This is a genomic window from Sinorhizobium terangae (genome assembly GCF_009601505.1).
Taxonomy (GTDB): Bacteria; Pseudomonadota; Alphaproteobacteria; order Rhizobiales; family Rhizobiaceae; genus Sinorhizobium; species Sinorhizobium terangae.
On record NZ_WITC01000106.1, the window covers coordinates 21,735 to 38,233 of the forward strand.

Here is a 16,499-nt window from a genome sequence, read left to right on the forward strand (position 1 = left end):
GGAGTTGAGAACAGCGGGTTAGTTTAGGATGTCCTCGATCGTTTCTTTGGCATCCGTCAGGACCTTGCCGACATCCGCTTCGCAGGTCAGGGCCTGCTGCACGGCGGGAAGGACAGCTTCATCGACGATTTCCTGGTATTTCTCGTCCATCGGCCGCCCTTGGGTCGCAGGCGCGCTCAACGTCTCAAGCAGCGGCGTGAAATGCTCATAACCTGGTTTGCCGGAATAGCTGCGATAGGCGGAATTCGTCGCCGCAAGGCCAAGCGGCGCTTCGATACCCAATGCATTGTTGGCGATCGCAAAGGCTACAAATTTCTTCGCCGCGTCCTTGTGCTGGGAGGTCGAGGGGACAACGTTGTACCAAGGGCCGGGAATAGCCGCGATCCCGGCGTCACTGGCCAGCATCGGCGCGACGCCGACCTTGCCGCTGACCTTTGAATCCGCTGGCGTCATCTTGTAGGCATGCGCCCAGAACTTCATCATGGCCGTCCTGCCTTGATAGAACAGGTTCTGCGCCTCGCCCCAACCGATCTCATTCACATTCTCCGGCACCGAATGATCGACGCAGTGCGGGGCGATGTAGAATTCGAGCGCCTTCTTATGGGCTTCGTTATCGATGATAACTTTGCCATCCCTGTCGAGGATCACACCGGGCGAGCCCGCCTGAAGCACATGCGCCATCCACTCTTCGGAAAAGGTGCCGATGGTGTCGGTGCCCCAGAAGTCCGTTTTGCCGTCGCCGTCCGTGTCGCGGGTGAAGAACTTTGCCATGTCGCGCCATTGTTGCCAGGTCTTCGGCGGAGCAAGGGGATAGCCATACTTTTCCTGGAACGCCTTCTGCTCCTCCGGTTTGCTAAAGAGGTCCTTGCGATAAAAAACGATCTCCGCATTCGCCCAGGTGGGCATTCCGATCATTTTGCCTCCAACCTGTGCGTCGGCAAGCAGAGCCGGTGGCAGATCCTTGCGAACCGCGTCGGTGAAGAGCGGTGCGAGATCCTCGACATGGCCCGCGAATTTGGCGTTCCAGACAACATCGATCGTAACAACATCGAACGCCGATGACCCGGAGGCGATTTCGGCCGAGAACTTGTCAAATACGCCCTGGTAGGGAACGACCGTGAACTTCACCTCAATGCCGGTCTCAGCGGTGAACTTCTCGGCCACGGCCTTCTGGAGCATCTCGCCGCCGCCTTCGACCAGGATATTGATGGTTTCGGCATTCGCCGGCGCCACCATGAAGATGAGCGCGAGCGCGCTGGCTGAAAGCAAATTCTTCATGAGATCCTCCTGTCTTTAAAGCGAGGCTCTCACTCCAGCCTCCCATGAAGGCAACCATAATCTTGGTATGACGACGTTGTCAACGTGCATTGTCGACGTTGTCATTAAAATTGTCGACGTTGTCATTTCCTTGGTGTACAAGTGCTTTCAGAGGGAAAGGATTACGATATGGTCAGCATCGTCAGTGTCGCTAAAGCGGCAGGGGTATCGAACAAGACCGTGTCCCGGGTAATCAACGGCGAACCGCATGTGACCGAGGACACGCGAGAAAGAGTGGAAAAGGCCATTCGGGATCTCGGCTACATTCCCAACATGGCCGCGCGCCAAATACGCTCAAGCCGCTCCAACACGTTCGGGATCATCACCGACTATGTTTCCACGACTCCCTATTCGGTCGATATCGTGCGCGGAATCCAGGATTGGGCCAATAGGCATGGGAAAAGTATCCTGATGGCAAACACCGGAGGGTTACCCGAACGGGAGGCGGAAATCTGGAAAATGTTCCAGTCCCACCGTATCGACGGGGTGCTCTACGTGACGATGTACCACCGCGTCGTGGATCCCGAGGCCGGCGATGTGAGCATACCGACGGTAATGATCAACTGCCGGCCTCACACGAGCGAGCTCTTGCCATCCATCGAGCCTGACGACTTCCAGGGCGCCCGGGACCTCACCCGATATTTGCTTGAACGGGGACATCGAAGGATCGGCTATATCAGGCTCAACCCGATTCTGCTTGGCGCTGAACTGCGTCTCGATGCCTTCCGCCGCACTGTGAAGGAATTCGGCCTCGCGGAGAGCGACCTCTCCATTCGTCTTGGAATGGAAGGACCGGTCGGAGCAGAAGAGAATTATGTGTTTGCGGCAGCGACCGAAATGTTGCAGCAAAAGGATCGCCCAACTGCGATCATGAGCGGCAATGATGAAATGGCGATTCAGATCTATATTGCAGCTTTGACGTCGGGACTAAGAATCCCGCAGGACGTCAGCATTGTTGGCTTTGACGATTTCAGAACCGTATCATTGGCGCTCAAGCCCGAACTGACCACCGCGGCATTGCCGTACTATGATCTCGGTTTCCAAGGTGCCGAGTGGTTGAACAGCGTCATTTCTGAAGAAATGGTGCGCGCGAGTCGTCGTGTCATCTCGTGCAAACTTGTCGAGCGTGCATCTGTGTGTGCTCTGTAGAACCGCCGGAGTGATGCCGCCCGCTCTCTATTCGACAACTAGCTCAGCTAGCCACCTGAATGCGGGAACGCTTGGGCATGGAGGCCTGCCAGAACTCAGATAATGCAGTTAAACGGTTTCGAGCCAGGACCTCCTGATCGATCATCGAAGGCTAGGCCGGAATCTCTTCAACATCAGCCAGCAGCAGCTGATCGCTCTCGTCCATCATCTGAACGCGCTGCCGCGCAAGTGCCTGGGCTACCGCACGCCGGCCGAAGTCTTCATGGCGCATTTGCGCGAAAGTAGCTGATGCCCTACCCTTCACACGGCATTGTTGCACTTGGATTACATTCTCCAGAACGAGAGCAAGCCAGAGTTCTTCGCCGGATACGCATGTTTGGCGCCAGGGATGAAGGCACTTACACCAGCGCGGCCAGGATCAGCGCCGCATAGGTGAGCTGGTGCATCAATTGATCGGCGCCGTGCATGGCCCAGTAGGCCCGGGTCGTCGCATCGGCGCCGCTATGCCGCGACAGCAGTGCCTTGCCGTAGTCTATGAGATAGTGAGCCAGGAACTCCGCGAGCACGAGAATGGCGACACGCGTCATGCCGGCGCTGGCGAGCATCAGCGCCGGCACGGTTCCGAGCGCGTGCCCGCCCGCATGCACATAGCCGCCGATCATGCGGAAATTGCCCTTGCCGCGCAGGATCCAGGCTGGCTGCAGCACATAGTCAACGACAAAGTGCTTGAGTTGCAGGCAAGCGAGCATCGCCACCGTTGTAATCGCCATTTCCATCGCTTCCTCCCGCGGATCGAACTTTTGGCTGGTCAATCGTATGTACGCCAACGGGCCTGGCCTTGCCGCGGACCGTCGCAAGCCCGAGCGGTCTCGTCATCGGTTCTGCCCCGAGCTCGCGCATGGTCGCGTCGCTCAGCACGATTTCGACGCCGCGCTCCTTGGCCACGTTCACCAGTCGGCTCGCGAGATTGACCGCGTCGCCGATGGCCGTGTAGCTCAGCCGCTCGGCGGAACCGATATTGCCGATCAGGGCCGTGCCACTATTGATGCCGATGCGCACGCGGACCGCGTTCTCGCCTGCCGCGATCGGCGGGTCGTCATGCATTGCCGTCCGGATCGCGACAGCCGCGCGGCAGGCGCGGGCAGCATGATCCGGCTGCTTGCCCGGCGCGTTCCAGATCGCCATAACGGCATCCCCGATGAACTTGTCAACCGTGCCGCCCTCCGCATGGACAGCGGCGACCGCAATAGTCAGGAAGCGCGTCAGATGTGGCTCGACGCCGGGTCCGAGCCTCTCTGTCAGTTCCGTGAAACCGGGCAGGTCGGCGAACATGACCGTCACTTCGCAGAGCGCGCCGCCGGGCTTCGGCTCGATGCCGCCTTCGACGAGCGGTCGCACCACGTCGAGCGGCATATAGCGGGCGAAGGCTGAAAGCCCGACCGCCATCCGCTTCAATGCCTGGGAGAAATCGTTGAGCTCGGCGAGGAAGGTCGGGTGATGGCGGACGCTTTCCAGCGAAAAGCGCTCGACCGCACGCAATTGCGCTGCCAGCCGGGCGAGCGGGCGGGCGAAGAGAAAATTTGCAAAGCCGACCGCAGTCGCTGCGGCAAGGGCGGCCATAGCGAGCACGACTAAGGCTACGCGCCGGATATTCTTGTCAATGCCGCCTGCGAAGGTCGAGCGTGGCGTGGCGGCAACAAGGCGCCAATTCTCGAACGGCAGGCGCGACGACGACACGAAGACGGGCCCGAGCGAGGCGTTTGGCACTACCACGCGGAAGGCATCGACCTTATTGGCCGCGACAGCCTCGGCCGCGGCTGACGCCACCGCATCGGCAGCCGGAAAGTCGGAAAAATGCGCCGCCATCACGCCGTCGGAGGGTTGCGATGTCGCAAGGACACGCCCGCTGCTGTCAAGAACGAATGCCTTGCCGAGCGCCGGTAGTTCAAGCGCCTTTAACGCCTCGGAGAGACGCCGGAGGCTCACCGCCACCATCACGACGCCGATAAACTTCCCGAAGCTCACGACACGCTTCGACAGCACCATGGCGGGCTCGAAACCGTTCGGCAGCACATTGGTGACTGTCCAGACAGGCTCTCCGTTTTCCTTGCCCAATCGATACCAGGGGGCGCCGAGTACCACATAGGCGCTCTCCGCCTTGTTGCGCTCCTCGAAAAAGATGTCGCCCGGGATCGGTCGGTAGAGATCGCGCCGCAACGGACGGAGTTCGCCGGCTCTCGCGGCGCCGATTTCGACCATCTCGATCCGGCCGTCGGCGGTCGCATGCGATCCGAAAAAACGCCCATCCGGAAAGCCGAAGCCGATCCAGTCGATTGATGGCTGCTCGCGCAGCAACGAGAGGAACAGGAACTCGCGCTTGACCTCATCATCGGCGTTGATCGCACCCTGGAAGAAGATGGAGCGGACAATTTCGGCCGTGCTCGACACGAGCGACAACGTCCGGGACAGGTCGTTCCTGACGGACCCCGCCGTCTGGGCATCGAGACTCGCGACGATCTCCTCAATGCTCTCGCCGGCTGCGCGCTGCCAGATGAGATGGATAAGCGCGGCGGTGGAGAGCACCGATAGCATGACGAGAACGACGACGACGTGGGCGAGCTTCGGGCGATACATCGCTAGGCCTCATGGTGACCGGTAATCAGCCGCGCGGCGCGATCGTTGCGGGCATAGGCGACCGCCCAGTCGAGAAACACCACGAGGCGGTTGCGGAAGCCGACGAGGAACCAGAGGTGGGCGAAGTTCCAGACGAGCCATGCGGGATAGCCGGAGAGCCTGGTCTTGCCGAAATCCGCGACCGCTGCCTTGCGGCCGATGGTCGCGAGATTGCCGTAGTCACGGTAGCGGAAGGGCGCCGATTGCCGTCCCGCCATATCGCCGAGAATGGCGTAGGCTGCATAACGCCCCATCTGCTTGGCTGCCGGCGCTACGCCCGGTACAGGACGTCCGGCCGCATCGGTTACCGAGGCCGTGTCACCGATGACGAATATTTCGTCGTGTGCTGGTGGATTGAGGCGCTCGTCGACGATGACCCGTCCGGCGCGGTCGGCCGCCGCACCGATCCACTTGGCGGCGCGCGAAGCCATAACGCCCGCGGCCCAGAGAACGCAGGCGGAGCCGATTTCAGTTCCGTCGGCCAGCCGTACGCCGCTGTCGTCACAGCCGGCGACGGCATTGCCGAGCACCACCTCGACGCCAAGCTTTTCGAGTTGTCTCTGGGCCTTTCTCGAAAGGCAGGACGGCATCGCCGGCAGTATCCGCTCACCCGCCTCGACGAGCACGACCCGGGCGGAGGATGAATCGATGCGCCGGAAATCGTGAACGATCGTCCTTCGGGAGAGCTCGGCGATTGCGCCGCCGAGCTCGACTCCGGTCGGCCCACCGCCGACGACGACGAAGGTCAACAGCTTCTGACGCAAACGGGGATCATCGGTCACCTCCGCCCGTTCGAAGGCGGAGAGGATGCGAGCGCGGATCGCCGTCGCATCCGTGATTGTCTTCAGGCCGGGGGCGTGGTCCGCCCAGGTGTCGTTACCGAAATAAGTATGGCGGGCGCCGGTCGCGACGATCAGATAGTCATACGGGATGCGCTGGCCGCCGGTCACGACACATCGCGCGGCGGTATCGACCGCCTCGACCTTGTCCATCAGGACCGTGGCATTCGACTGCCGCGAAAGAATGCGGCGGATCGGCATGGCAATCTGCGCCGGCGAGAGCCCCGCGGTCGCTACTTGGTAGAGCAGAGGCTGGAACAGGTGATAGTTTCGCCGGTCGATGACGGTGACTTCGACCGGCGCGCTGCGAAGCGCCATCGCCGCGTTCAGACCGCCGAAGCCAGCACCGAGAATGACCACGCGCGGCCGGCGCTTCTCCTGGTCCTTGCCGGTCGCCCCCGGCAGGGAACCGCTTTGAGCAGGCGTTACCGACATCACTCAGCCTCCGGCACGGATGCGTCGGGCGACCACATGATCGACCGAAAACACGCCGGCGCCCCGCGAGAGGATGAGCAAGAGCAGGCTCGTCCACATCAGATGCTCGACCCAATGATCCGGGTAGACGAAGATCTGAATGGTGGCGACGACGCCGAGCAGCATCAGTGAGGCGAGCCGCGCGAGCAGTCCCAATCCGAGCATCGCCGCGCCACTGAGTTCCACTACCGTCGCCATAAGGGCGGCCAGCCCGGGATCGAGCAGCGGCAAGCGATATTCGAAGGCGAACAGCTGGAGCGTGACCGGCCACGAGGCAAGCTTCGTCTGGGCGGATTGCCAAAAAACCTCCGCGACGGCAACGCGGGACCCCAGTTGCACAATCGATAACGGCAGGGCCGCCGACCACTCCACGACCGCTTCGTGGAGCCTGTATATCGTTCTGGAAAAACTCATCGGTGTTGCGCGCATTGTAGTCATGACACTCTCTCCTGCTGGTTGGAAGACTCCTTCGCGCGATGGATGCCTGTGACGAGCTCGCTGACGAAAAGGCCTGTCACCGCTCGTGCGATATCGAACTCAGGCGAGTGGCGGCAGGCGCGGGCAACCGCAGCCTCGAGTCCCCTGCCCCGCCTCAACACGTACCAAAACGCAAACTCCGCGGCGTCGAGGCGCAGGAAGCGAACGGTGTCGCCATGTCTCCAGAGCGCGATGCGCTCCGGTTCGCGGTTGAGATTCGCGAGCCTGTCGGGATCGCCCGCCTGCTGATGCGCCGCCCATATGCTGAGGGCGGGCCAGCGGCAAAGAACAAGTCGCAGCGAAGGCTGCAAGAAGAGCGCGAAAGACCCACTCGAAAGCCCCTCATAGAGCTCGATCAGTGTACTTGGCCGCTCCAACGGCGCGTCGAGCGCTTCGGCGATCTTCCACTCGAGACGCGCGACCTCAGAGACGAAGGGCATATCGGCGGTTCCCTCGAAGTTCGCGAGAAATGGCGCAAATCCTGCGCCGTACCGGGAAAGGCGCGGCTCTTGTGGCGGGTTGCTCCGAATGAAGCGGCCGGCGGCATAACTGAAGTAGCGTTCATCGAGCAGCCGCACCGTCACGGGGAAGACGGCCTTCAAGGTCGTCGTGAGCGAGACCAGTGTATTGTTGCGGTAGATGTTGAGCCGCCTTGCGGGATCGAAACGGCCCCGTGCCAGGAGTGGCAGGATATCTGCCGGCCCGGTCGTCAGAACCGCACGCGCGACGACACTTTGCAGGGTTTCAATGGAAGACATGGCGGTCCCTCCTGCAATTATTCGATGCGCACGTGCCGCAAGCGGCTTTGACTGCCGCTGTTGCGGCGAGCGCCGGGAAAAGGATGCCAGTTGCGCCGTCGCGGCCGGGCAACCCTATGGTCTCGAAACGGCCGTCCGGTACAGTGACCGGCGGCTCCTCAAGGCGTTCGTCGAAGGCGATCCGGCGGGCGAGCATGTCGGCCCACATCGCTTCGCCCAATAAGACCTCGAGCGGCGGCACATCCGTGTCCCATTCGATGAGTGTCGGTCGCGGGCCGATCCTGCGGAGCGCGTGGGCATAGAGCGACCAGACTGCCGGCGGCACACGCGACCCATGGTCGTCGATGAGAATGACGTCGCCGTCGATTTCGTTGACCGCGTGGCCGGCAAGGTGGATCTCACCGATCGCGTCGGCAGGCAGAGCGTCGATGAAGGCCAATGCATCGAAATCGAGGTTGCTTGCGGAGACATGGACGTTATTGACGTCCAGCAGCAAGCCGCAACCGGTCCGGTTGACGAGCTCGATCAGGAATTCGGCCTCGGTCATGCTCGATTCAGCGAAGGCGAGATAGGCGGAGAGGTTTTCGATGAACACCTGGCGCTTGAGCGTGTCCTGCAGCCGATCAACGTTTGCGGAAACGATGGCAAGTGCCTCGTCGTCGTAACGGAGCGGAAGGAGGTCGTTGAGGTAGGCGCCGTCGGCGACACTCCAGGCAAGGTGTTCGGAGACGATCGCTGGCTGGAAGCGTTGGCAGACGACACGCAGCCGCTCCAGATGCGCTCGGTCGAGACCCGAGGCGCTGCCGAGCGACAGCCCGACGCCGTGCACCGAAAGCGGATAGACTTCGCGCAGCTTCTCAAGCGCATCCACGGCTGCTGATTGGCCCATGTAGTTTTCGGCATGGACTTCCAGCCAACCTGCAGCGGGCCTGCGGGAAAGCATCTCGGCAATGTGTATGGAACGGAGGCCGATGCCCGCAGCGCACGGCATCGGGTGGGTTGGAAACGTCTTGGGCATCGGTCTACTCCCTTTTTGCTTGCTGTCGCGGGCCGTCAGGCCTTCGGGGCGTCGCTGCCGCCGGCGATCTTTCCGCAGGTGCCGGCAGGCACATAGATCCAGGCATCGGCCTGGTCGTCCATCGTCGAGGTCCCCGCGCAGGAATGGGTTGCCGTCTGGCAGTCGTTCTGCCCCGCCTTGACGATGCCGTAGCACTTCTCGAACGAGTAGTCGGGCTGGGCGGCCGGTCCTGCCGAGGCCGTGGAAGCCGAGACGGAGGCGATCGCCGCAAGCGCGGAACTGATGAGCGTACGCGTGTAGATCATTGAACATCTCCTGGATCTGACGTTGTTCAGACCGCACATCGGCCTGATGCTGAGAAGCTTCGCAGACCGCTCGAGCTGTTTGAAATGCTGTTCAGGCATGGTTTCGATAGGCCGAACTATCCGTCGGCGATGGACGCACCCGAGACGAAAAAAAGCCCCCCGGTTGGGGGGCAAGACTGCCATCGGGAGGGAGATGGCAAAGAGAGCTTGCGCGCACTCCGTGGCGACGCGCTGGGATTGGTTCGGGCGTCGAACGCCCTAGATCACGATGATTTTGGGTCGAATCGACCCAAAATCATAAACGTGATCGATTCTAGAGCGGATGCGGGCGGAAATCGCTTCAGACCGCTCTAGAGATAACGCGTACTGATATCGACGCTCGAGCGCTTCCCTATTGCATCGTAGTTCGCCATCAGCCAGTCCTCCGCGCATTGTCGGCCGCGATCACGGAGGTCTACGAGGGCTCCCCACTCGGCATTAAGCTTGCTCGATACGCTGAGGTTTCTCATCGTCTCATCGTCGGAAATGCCGTGCACGAAGATGCGCTTGAGCCCGAGGGAATTACCCGCGTTGGAATCGATCAACTGCGTTACAAAGGCGATTGCACGCATCTCCCTGAGCAGCGACGAATTGAAGCTGATTTCGTTGATCCTGTTCAGGATTTCGGCGGCGGTCCGCGGCAACTCCGTTCGCTCCAGCGGATTGATATGCACCACCAGCACATCAGGAGTATCGCAGCCGTAGATCAGCGGGAAAATGGCGGGGTTTCCCATGTAGCCTCCGTCCCAATAGGCTTCTCCGTCGATCTCGACGGCTTGAAACAGGAACGGCAGACAAGCCGAAGCCATCACGGCGTCGATCGTGATCTCGTCATTGGAAAACACCTTGACCTTGCCGGAGCGCACGTTTGTCGCGCAGATGTTGAGCTTCACCGGACAACGGGACATGCGGATCGCGTCAAGGTCGATCGATTGCTCGAGGACCTGGCGCAACGGATTATAGTTCAGCGGATTGAACTGATAGGGCGAGAGCAGCCGCGTCACCATATCGAAAATGACAAAGGCCGGCGAAAACTCCAATGACTTCGATCCGGTTACGCGGTCCAGCAAGCTCGGCTGCAGCGGGCTGAAGGCTGCCGCGTGGCTGATGCGGCGCCAGAAATTGGCGAGCGCCTTCTGCGCGCCGCTGCGCCCGCCTTCCGCAAGCCCATAGGCCAAGACGGCGGCGTTCATCGCGCCGGCACTGGTGGCGACAATGCCTTCGAAGGAGAGGTGCGGCTCGTCTAGCAGCCGGTCGAGCACACCCCAGGTAAAGGCGCCGTGCGCACCGCCGCCCTGAAGCGCCAGGTTTATCGTTCGTGCCGTACGCACATCGGCCATGATAGGTCTTTCCTGATCGGCGGGCGCCGGCAGGTCCACTTTCGTGTGCTCGTTCATGGCTCTGCTCCTCTTCGCTGCGACAATCAATGGGCCGTCCATCCACCGTCGACGGGGATCGCCGTGCCGGTGATGGAGGCGGCAGCGTTGCTACACAGGAAGACGCTGAGCGCCCCCATCTCTTCGACCGTAGCAAACCGCTTGGTCGGCTGGTTCTTCAGGAACACATCGCGGATCACCGCATCGCGCGCGATGCCGTGCGATTTTGCCTGATCGTCGATCTGCTGTTCGACGAGCGGCGTCCAGACATAGCCCGGGCAGATCGCATTGGCCGTGATGCCGAATTCCGCGCCTTCGAGGGCCACCACCTTGGTGAGCCCGACGAGACCATGCTTGGCGGCCACGTAAGCCGACTTGTAGGGCGAGGCGACGAGACCATGAGCCGAGGCGACATTGATGACGCGTCCGTAACCGCGAGCGCGCATCGGCCCGTAGGTCGCCTGAACGAGGTGAAACGCAGCAGAAAGATTGATCCCAAGGATCGCGTCCCATTTCGCCGTCGGGAACTCGGAGATCGGGGCAACATGCTGTATGCCGGCATTGTTGACGACGATGTCGACCTGCCCGAAGCGGGCGCCGGCGCGCTCGACCATCATCCGGATCGCCTCCGGACTCGACATGTCGGCGCTATCATAGGCGACGTCGACGTCGTTTTCCTGCGCCATCTCGGCCCGTTGCCGTTCGATTTCGGCCGGATCGCCAAAGCCGTTGAGCATCACCGCCGCGCCCGCTTTGGCAAGCGCCTGGGCGACGCCGAGACCAATGCCGCTGGTGGAACCGGTGACGATGGCGCTGCGCCCCTCGAGCGCCCTGCGCCCGAAGATCGCCTCGATTTCAGCGTCGGTACTTTTGAACATGTCCGCGTCTCCTCATGTTTGGGCCGAAGGGCCTCTTCCGGAGCGAGAATGGCGCTGTATTCATTTCAACTGAAATGCCACTGTGCTATGAATTCGATAGGTGAATTGCATTGGTGAAAGCGGCATCTGCATTGGAGAGTCGCCGCCTGGACATGAAAACCTTGCGGGGGCGGGTATGGACATTCACCACGTTCGGTATTTCTTGGCCGTTTGCGAGACGCGAAATTTCACGCGTGCCGCCGAAAAATGCAACGTGACCCAGCCGGCATTGAGCCGTGCCGTCCAGCAACTCGAAGATGAAGTCGGCGGGCTCCTGTTTCGGCGGGAACGGAACCTGACCCACATCACGGATCTCGGAAACCTGCTGAGACCGCGGTTCCAGTCGATTCTCGACGAGCTCTCGGGCGTCAGGCAGGAAGCGTCACGCTTTCTCTGTCTGGAAGATGCGCATGTGAAGGTCGGCATCATGTGCACGATCGGACCGCGTCGGTTTACCGGCCTCCTGACCGACTTCAACATGCGCCACCGCGGCGTTCAGCTTCAGCTCGTCGAAGGTGTGCCGTCCAAGCTTTCAGAACTGCTTGGGGAAGGAGAGATAGATGTGGCCATCATGGCGAGCAGCGAGCGGTTCCCCGAACGCTTCGACGTGACCGCGCTGTTTCGTGAAAGGTTCATGCTCGCCTTTCCTCCGGGTCACCGTCTCTGTCAATACGATGCGATTCCCATTACCGCCATCGATGGCGAGATCTATCTCAGGCGCGTGAACTGCGAATACTGGGATTATCTCACGGAGTTGTGCGAGTCCTCTGGCGTGAGGACCCAGATCTCCTACTCCAGCGAGCGGGAGGACTGGATACAAAACATGGTGGCCGGCGGGCTCGGCATCTGCTTCATTCCCGAATACAGTGCCGTCATTCCAGGCTTGCAGGTGCGGCCCGTGGTCGAGCCGGAGGTCACGCGGGAGGTTTGCCTCGTGACTGTCGCAGGCCGGCGGTTCTCGCCGGCCGTCGCCACCTTCGTCGGGGCAGTCAAATCCTATGGCTGGGCGGCACCGCATTCCGGCATTGACATGCGCCGATCAGCCGCCGACGCCTCAGCCCTCCCGCAATAGCTCTGAGCTATGGAATTCAAAAGCAGGCGGCATTTCTTTGTCGGCCGAATGTCCCGCAATCTCCTTGTGCCGCCGGAATATCTCCGGCCGGACCGACCAAGGAGAACCGGACATGATTCAGAAATCCATCGCAGGCCGTCTGTCGTTGGCCGCCGTTGCGGCGCTCGGACTCTTCGCAAGCACACTCGCGGCGCCATTGGCCATGGCCGGGGAATGCCCCAAGGACCAGATCGCAGCAAATGCCATGGCGCCCGGCGCCACGACGCCTGAAGGCGTGACCGACGAAGTCCTCGCGTCCATCGATCTTTCCTCGAAGGGAAGCGCGTGGGAAGGGAATGCGCTGCGGCTGCGCAAGCTGGTCGTCCAGCCGGGCGGCATCGTGCCGTGGCATTCGCACGACGCGCGTCCCGCCAACATTCTGGTCGTGGAAGGCACGATCACGGAATATCGCAGCAGTTGCAAAGTCCCGATCGAACACAAGGCGGGTGAAGTCACTGCCGAATTCGGCGATCTTGCCCATTGGTGGAAGAACAACGGCGCGAAGCCGGCCGTGCTCTATTCGGCAGATATCCTGCCGCCGATGGCCAGCGACGCCGACACCATGTGATCTCACGGCACGCCGAATATCAACCCAACCCGGACGTTTCCCGCCATCGGGCCGGAAACGTCCCCGCTTCAGGAGGACAGGCGATGGCGAATCCCGACCGCGCCACGGTGCCGGTATCCGTCTCCGTTCTGGCAAATCCGATAGCCGACCGCTGGCACTTCGGCATCATTGCGCTCATAGCATTCCTGACGCTCGTCGATCTCTTCGCCACCCAGGCAATCCTGCCGTCCCTGCAGGCGCAGTTCGACGTCAGCCGCGCGACGATGGGCTTCGCAGTCAATGCCAGCACCTTCGGCATGGCGGCCGCCAGCCTTGCCGTCGGTATTTTTGGGCGCAACCTGGACCGGCGGAACGGCATCTGGATCAGTCTCGCACTGCTTGCCGTACCGACTGTGTTGCTCTCAACAACCCGAGACATCGCGATCTTCGCTGGCCTGCGTGTGGCGCAGGGCCTGTGCATGGCGACCGCCTTCACCCTCACCATGGCCTACCTTGCGGAGCATTCTCCGGCTGAGCGGGCAACGGGCGCGCTTGCGGCCTACGTCACCGGCAATGTCGCCAGCAACCTCTTCGGCCGCATTCTCTCGGCTGCGGTTGCCGATCTCGGCGGACTGTCGATCAACTTCCAAACCTTCGCGCTTCTCAACCTGGCGGGCGCGGCCCTCGTCTGGACCACATTGAAGAGAACGGCGCACATGATGCCGGACCGGCGAATGCGGAGCAACGGGAGCTGGCGCTTGGTGCTCGGCAATCGGCGGCTGCAAAGCGTGCTCGCCATCGGTTTCCTGATCCTCTTCGTGTTCATAGGGACTTACACCTATGTCAACTTCCAGCTCGTCGAGCTCGGGCTTTCGCCGATGCAACTCGGCCTCGTCTATTTCGTTTTCCTGCCATCGCTGTTCACGACGCCGCTCGGCGGATTGATTTCGCGTCGCTTGGGTGACGGAGCCGGCATTGTGCTCACGCTCTTCCTCGCCGTTCTCGGGCTCATCGCCCTGTTCAGCAACAGCCTCGCCGTGGTCCTTGTAGGCCTTGCCATGGTCGCCGTCGGCACGTTTCTCGCGCAGGCGCTTGCAACCAGTCAGGTCGGCCGCATCGCCGAGAGTGAGAAGGCAACAGCAAGCGGCACCTATCTCGCTTCCTATTACACGGGCGGGCTCTTCGGGAGCCTGGTGGTCGGGCAGATCTACGATCGGTTCGGATGGAGCATTTCAGTCCTGACGCTCGTCGCAACGCTTGTGCTCGCCATGCTTTTTGCCGTCCCGTTGCGGGCCATGTGGTCCAGTTATCGAAACAGACAAGAGACGGCATTACCAAATCGCAGCAGACAGCCGCATTCTTGAAGGAGCCCGTTGGGGGCCAGAGAGAGGAGCTTTACAATGATGCAGATCAGCAATGCAGTAGGGTTGGCCGCCCTGATCGCCACCACGATCACGGCATCGGCTCAAGTTTCGACGACAGAGGCCGCAGACAGGGACGGCATAGTCACGGTCAAGAGCCGCTATTCGGTCAGCGAGACGGTGAACCGCATCAGGCGCAGCGTCGAGGAAAAAGGGATCACCCTCTTCGGCGTCATCGACCAGGCCAAGCTCGGCAACGCCGCAGGCAACGAGGTGCGTCCGTCGCGCCTGGTGATGTTCGGCAATCCGGCGCTTGGCACGACCTTTATTACCGCCAATCCGCTCGCCGGACTTGACTGGCCAGTTCGGGTCCTCGTGTATCAGGCGAAGGACGGATCCGTCTACGCCGCCTACACCGATTTTGACTGGATCGCAAAACGCCATCGAATTTCGAGTCGGGGCCGCGAGTTCGCCATGGCGTCGCAGGTGGTCGAAGCTGTCACAGCAATCGTTAAGGAATAGATGCGGCCAGAGCGCTCGTCCTCGTCTCCTTCTCCAGGAGCCGGCGAGCGCTTCTGCACGTCTCCATCGACGGGCGTGAAGGCACTCGATGAGAGGGCCTCGGCCATTGGGAGCTCGCCTTGAACATGGGGTAATCGCGGGCGGTTCACCCCGTAACCCTTCTCTCGGCAATAGCTGGCATGGGTGGTTGCCCCCGGTAAGATGGAAATACGGGCTCACGATTGGAACCGGGCCCAACATCAAATGGAGGCAACCATGGACCAATATATTGGGCTTGATGTTTCGTTGAAAGATACTGCGATCTCAATCCGGCAGGATGGGAAACGGGTCTGGCGAGGGAAATGTCCTTCTGATCCAAAGGCTCTGGCTCAGATGATTTCCAAGCATGCCCCGCAAGCAAAACGAGTTGTATTCGAGACCGGCCCATTATCGACGTGGTTCTATCATGCGCTGACAGCCGAAGGGCTTCCCGCGATTTGTATAGAAGCTCGGCACGCGCAAAAGGTGCTGAATGAGACGCTCAACAAGACTGACGCCAATGATGCGGATGGCTTGGCGCAGTTGGCCGAAGCCGGCTTTTACAAGGCAGTTCGAGTAAAGGCTTTCGATAGCATGCTAACACGCACACTGGTGGCGGCGCGCAATCAGCTTTTGAGCATCTCCAAGCAGCTCAGCAACCAGATACGCGGCCTGATGAAGACGTTCGGTCTCATCGTGCCCAAGGGGGCGGGCCGGGTATTTGATGCCAATGTGAGGGGACTGCTGGATGGAAATGCTGGACTGGAGCTAGTTGTATTGCCCCTGCTCGAGGCGTGGCGCGACATACGCAGGCATGCCGCCAATCTTGATCATCAGGTGCTCGGAGCGGCGAGGGAGAGCCAGGCTACAAAGCTTCTGATGACGATTCCGGGTGTTGGCGCTGTCACGGCCGTCTCCTACATTGCAGCGATCGAGGATCCTGTAAACTTCCGGACGTCGCGCTCTGTCGGCGCCTGGCTCGGGCTGACGACGCGGCGCTATCAGTCGGGCGAGATCGACTATGATGGCCATATCTCGCGACGAGGTGACGGTCAGCTGCGGGGATTACTTTACGAGGCGGCGACCGTCCTCCTCACGAGAACCAGTCGCCGCGCCGAATGCAGTCTCAAAACATGGGGGCTGAAGCTGCGTGAGCGCTTGGGCTTCAGGCGTGCAGCGGTTGCCGTTGCGCGAAAGCTTGCCGTCATCATGCACAGCATGCTTAAAACCGGCGAAGTGTTCAACGCATTGGCTGGCGATCCCGCATAAGCGAAAAAGCTGGCCTCCTTGCCTCAGTGGCTCAGGAGACACTGGGAGTCCCTGCTGTGGACGTGGGTCGGGTCATTCCGTCGTATCCGTCGTAGCTCGATCGAGACTGCGCCTTGAACATAGGAAGACCCACCCTGCGAAAACCCATCATGCGGCGACCGCGTGTCGACCGCGGAGACAACCCTGCTCCCGGCAGTGGACGAGTTTGCAAAAAAAAGGATGCAAGCTCCCCACAATCAAGAAAAGATGTCGCGCTGCATGCTCCGCAACACGGCAACAAAGTAGGGTGTTCGAAATTCGCTTGACCCCGAGCATGCGATTAGACAACG

16 protein-coding genes and 1 pseudogene are annotated in these 16,499 nt (G+C 61.1%); 7 read left to right on the plus strand and 10 right to left on the minus strand.

Annotated features, from left to right (window positions below; translation table 11 throughout):
• Nucleotides 1-18 precede the first annotated feature (18 nt).
• Complete coding sequence (locus GHK62_RS24710; RefSeq protein WP_153441675.1) at nt 19-1,278, minus strand: ABC transporter substrate-binding protein; 1,260 nt, start codon at nt 1,276-1,278, stop codon at nt 19-21.
• Between the two features lie 168 nt (nt 1,279-1,446).
• Here GHK62_RS24710 and GHK62_RS24715 point away from each other — a divergent pair, with 168 nt between their 5' ends.
• On the plus strand, nt 1,447-2,466 hold the full coding sequence (locus tag GHK62_RS24715; RefSeq protein ID WP_153441676.1) for a LacI family DNA-binding transcriptional regulator: 1,020 nt from the start codon (nt 1,447-1,449) through the stop codon (nt 2,464-2,466).
• A gap of 172 nt (nt 2,467-2,638) precedes the next feature.
• Nucleotides 2,639-2,755 (plus strand): annotated as a pseudogene (locus GHK62_RS34500) (IS30 family transposase); the annotation flags it as partial.
• Between the two features lie 109 nt (nt 2,756-2,864).
• On the opposite strand, the gene GHK62_RS24725 reads toward GHK62_RS34500, so the two are convergent.
• The 9 genes from GHK62_RS24725 to GHK62_RS24765 form a co-directional block, all read right to left on the minus strand.
• Nucleotides 2,865-3,242: a DUF3307 domain-containing protein gene (locus tag GHK62_RS24725; protein ID WP_153441677.1), complete on the minus strand. Its 378-nt coding sequence runs from the start codon at nt 3,240-3,242 to the stop codon at nt 2,865-2,867.
• On the minus strand, nt 3,178-5,100 hold the full coding sequence (locus tag GHK62_RS24730; RefSeq protein WP_153441678.1) for an adenylate/guanylate cyclase domain-containing protein: 1,923 nt from the start codon (nt 5,098-5,100) through the stop codon (nt 3,178-3,180). The genes GHK62_RS24725 and GHK62_RS24730 overlap by 65 nt, the downstream gene beginning before the upstream one ends.
• 2 nt (nt 5,101-5,102) lie before the next feature.
• Nucleotides 5,103-6,413, minus strand: a complete 1,311-nt coding sequence (locus tag GHK62_RS24735) for an NAD(P)/FAD-dependent oxidoreductase (protein WP_153441679.1) — start codon at nt 6,411-6,413, stop codon at nt 5,103-5,105.
• A gap of 3 nt (nt 6,414-6,416) precedes the next feature.
• A complete protein-coding gene (locus GHK62_RS24740) occupies nt 6,417-6,890 on the minus strand; it encodes a DoxX family protein (protein ID WP_153441680.1) in 474 nt (157 codons plus the stop codon).
• Nucleotides 6,887-7,687, minus strand: coding sequence for an HvfC/BufC family peptide modification chaperone (locus GHK62_RS24745; protein WP_153441681.1), 801 nt, complete (start codon nt 7,685-7,687; stop codon nt 6,887-6,889). Before GHK62_RS24745 ends, GHK62_RS24740 begins: the two co-directional genes overlap by 4 nt.
• Nucleotides 7,674-8,705 carry an MNIO family bufferin maturase gene (gene bufB / locus GHK62_RS24750; protein WP_153441682.1) on the minus strand — a complete coding sequence of 344 codons (1,032 nt, stop codon included), beginning with the start codon at nt 8,703-8,705 and terminating at the stop codon, nt 7,674-7,676. Before bufB ends, GHK62_RS24745 begins: the two co-directional genes overlap by 14 nt.
• 35 nt (nt 8,706-8,740) lie before the next feature.
• Nucleotides 8,741-9,010: a BufA1 family periplasmic bufferin-type metallophore gene (locus GHK62_RS24755; RefSeq protein WP_153441683.1), complete on the minus strand. Its 270-nt coding sequence runs from the start codon at nt 9,008-9,010 to the stop codon at nt 8,741-8,743.
• A gap of 350 nt (nt 9,011-9,360) precedes the next feature.
• Nucleotides 9,361-10,446 (minus strand): patatin-like phospholipase family protein, encoded by a 1,086-nt coding sequence (locus tag GHK62_RS24760; RefSeq protein ID WP_153441684.1) that lies wholly within the window; start codon nt 10,444-10,446, stop codon nt 9,361-9,363.
• A 26-nt stretch (nt 10,447-10,472) separates the two neighbouring features.
• Nucleotides 10,473-11,303: a 3-hydroxybutyrate dehydrogenase gene (locus GHK62_RS24765; protein WP_153441685.1), complete on the minus strand. Its 831-nt coding sequence runs from the start codon at nt 11,301-11,303 to the stop codon at nt 10,473-10,475.
• 175 nt (nt 11,304-11,478) lie between these two features.
• On the opposite strand from GHK62_RS24765, the gene GHK62_RS24770 reads away from it, so the two are divergent.
• From GHK62_RS24770 to GHK62_RS24790, 5 genes are all read left to right on the plus strand, one after another.
• Nucleotides 11,479-12,414, plus strand: coding sequence for a LysR family transcriptional regulator (locus GHK62_RS24770; protein ID WP_153441686.1), 936 nt, complete (start codon nt 11,479-11,481; stop codon nt 12,412-12,414).
• A 112-nt stretch (nt 12,415-12,526) separates the two neighbouring features.
• The gene (locus tag GHK62_RS24775; RefSeq protein WP_153441687.1) at nt 12,527-13,021 is read left to right on the plus strand and encodes a cupin domain-containing protein; all 495 of its coding nucleotides are present in this window, start codon (nt 12,527-12,529) and stop codon (nt 13,019-13,021) included.
• 83 nt (nt 13,022-13,104) lie between these two features.
• The gene (locus GHK62_RS24780) at nt 13,105-14,364 is read left to right on the plus strand and encodes an MFS transporter (protein ID WP_153441688.1); all 1,260 of its coding nucleotides are present in this window, start codon (nt 13,105-13,107) and stop codon (nt 14,362-14,364) included.
• A 36-nt stretch (nt 14,365-14,400) separates the two neighbouring features.
• Nucleotides 14,401-14,883: a DUF302 domain-containing protein gene (locus GHK62_RS24785; RefSeq protein ID WP_153441689.1), complete on the plus strand. Its 483-nt coding sequence runs from the start codon at nt 14,401-14,403 to the stop codon at nt 14,881-14,883.
• Nucleotides 14,884-15,138: 255 nt separating this feature from the next.
• A complete protein-coding gene (locus tag GHK62_RS24790; RefSeq protein ID WP_153441690.1) occupies nt 15,139-16,170 on the plus strand; it encodes an IS110 family RNA-guided transposase in 1,032 nt (343 codons plus the stop codon).
• The last annotated feature ends 329 nt before the right edge of the window (nt 16,171-16,499 follow it).

What these genes read in the sequence shown, in the direction of transcription:
- GHK62_RS24710 (WP_153441675.1), bottom strand. Translation starts at nt 1,278, where the DNA reads ATGAAGAATTTGCTTTCAGCCAGCGCGCTCGCGCTCATCTTCATGGTG.
- GHK62_RS24715 (WP_153441676.1), top strand. Translation starts at nt 1,447, where the DNA reads ATGGTCAGCATCGTCAGTGTCGCTAAAGCGGCAGGGGTATCGAACAAG.
- GHK62_RS24725 (WP_153441677.1), bottom strand. Translation starts at nt 3,242, where the DNA reads ATGGAAATGGCGATTACAACGGTGGCGATGCTCGCTTGCCTGCAACTC.
- GHK62_RS24730 (WP_153441678.1), bottom strand. Translation starts at nt 5,100, where the DNA reads ATGTATCGCCCGAAGCTCGCCCACGTCGTCGTCGTTCTCGTCATGCTA.
- GHK62_RS24735 (WP_153441679.1), bottom strand. Translation starts at nt 6,413, where the DNA reads ATGTCGGTAACGCCTGCTCAAAGCGGTTCCCTGCCGGGGGCGACCGGC.
- GHK62_RS24740 (WP_153441680.1), bottom strand. Translation starts at nt 6,890, where the DNA reads ATGACTACAATGCGCGCAACACCGATGAGTTTTTCCAGAACGATATAC.
- GHK62_RS24745 (WP_153441681.1), bottom strand. Translation starts at nt 7,687, where the DNA reads ATGTCTTCCATTGAAACCCTGCAAAGTGTCGTCGCGCGTGCGGTTCTG.
- bufB (WP_153441682.1), bottom strand. Translation starts at nt 8,705, where the DNA reads ATGCCCAAGACGTTTCCAACCCACCCGATGCCGTGCGCTGCGGGCATC.
- GHK62_RS24755 (WP_153441683.1), bottom strand. Translation starts at nt 9,010, where the DNA reads ATGATCTACACGCGTACGCTCATCAGTTCCGCGCTTGCGGCGATCGCC.
- GHK62_RS24760 (WP_153441684.1), bottom strand. Translation starts at nt 10,446, where the DNA reads ATGAACGAGCACACGAAAGTGGACCTGCCGGCGCCCGCCGATCAGGAA.
- GHK62_RS24765 (WP_153441685.1), bottom strand. Translation starts at nt 11,303, where the DNA reads ATGTTCAAAAGTACCGACGCTGAAATCGAGGCGATCTTCGGGCGCAGG.
- GHK62_RS24770 (WP_153441686.1), top strand. Translation starts at nt 11,479, where the DNA reads ATGGACATTCACCACGTTCGGTATTTCTTGGCCGTTTGCGAGACGCGA.
- GHK62_RS24775 (WP_153441687.1), top strand. Translation starts at nt 12,527, where the DNA reads ATGATTCAGAAATCCATCGCAGGCCGTCTGTCGTTGGCCGCCGTTGCG.
- GHK62_RS24780 (WP_153441688.1), top strand. Translation starts at nt 13,105, where the DNA reads ATGGCGAATCCCGACCGCGCCACGGTGCCGGTATCCGTCTCCGTTCTG.
- GHK62_RS24785 (WP_153441689.1), top strand. Translation starts at nt 14,401, where the DNA reads ATGATGCAGATCAGCAATGCAGTAGGGTTGGCCGCCCTGATCGCCACC.
- GHK62_RS24790 (WP_153441690.1), top strand. Translation starts at nt 15,139, where the DNA reads ATGGACCAATATATTGGGCTTGATGTTTCGTTGAAAGATACTGCGATC.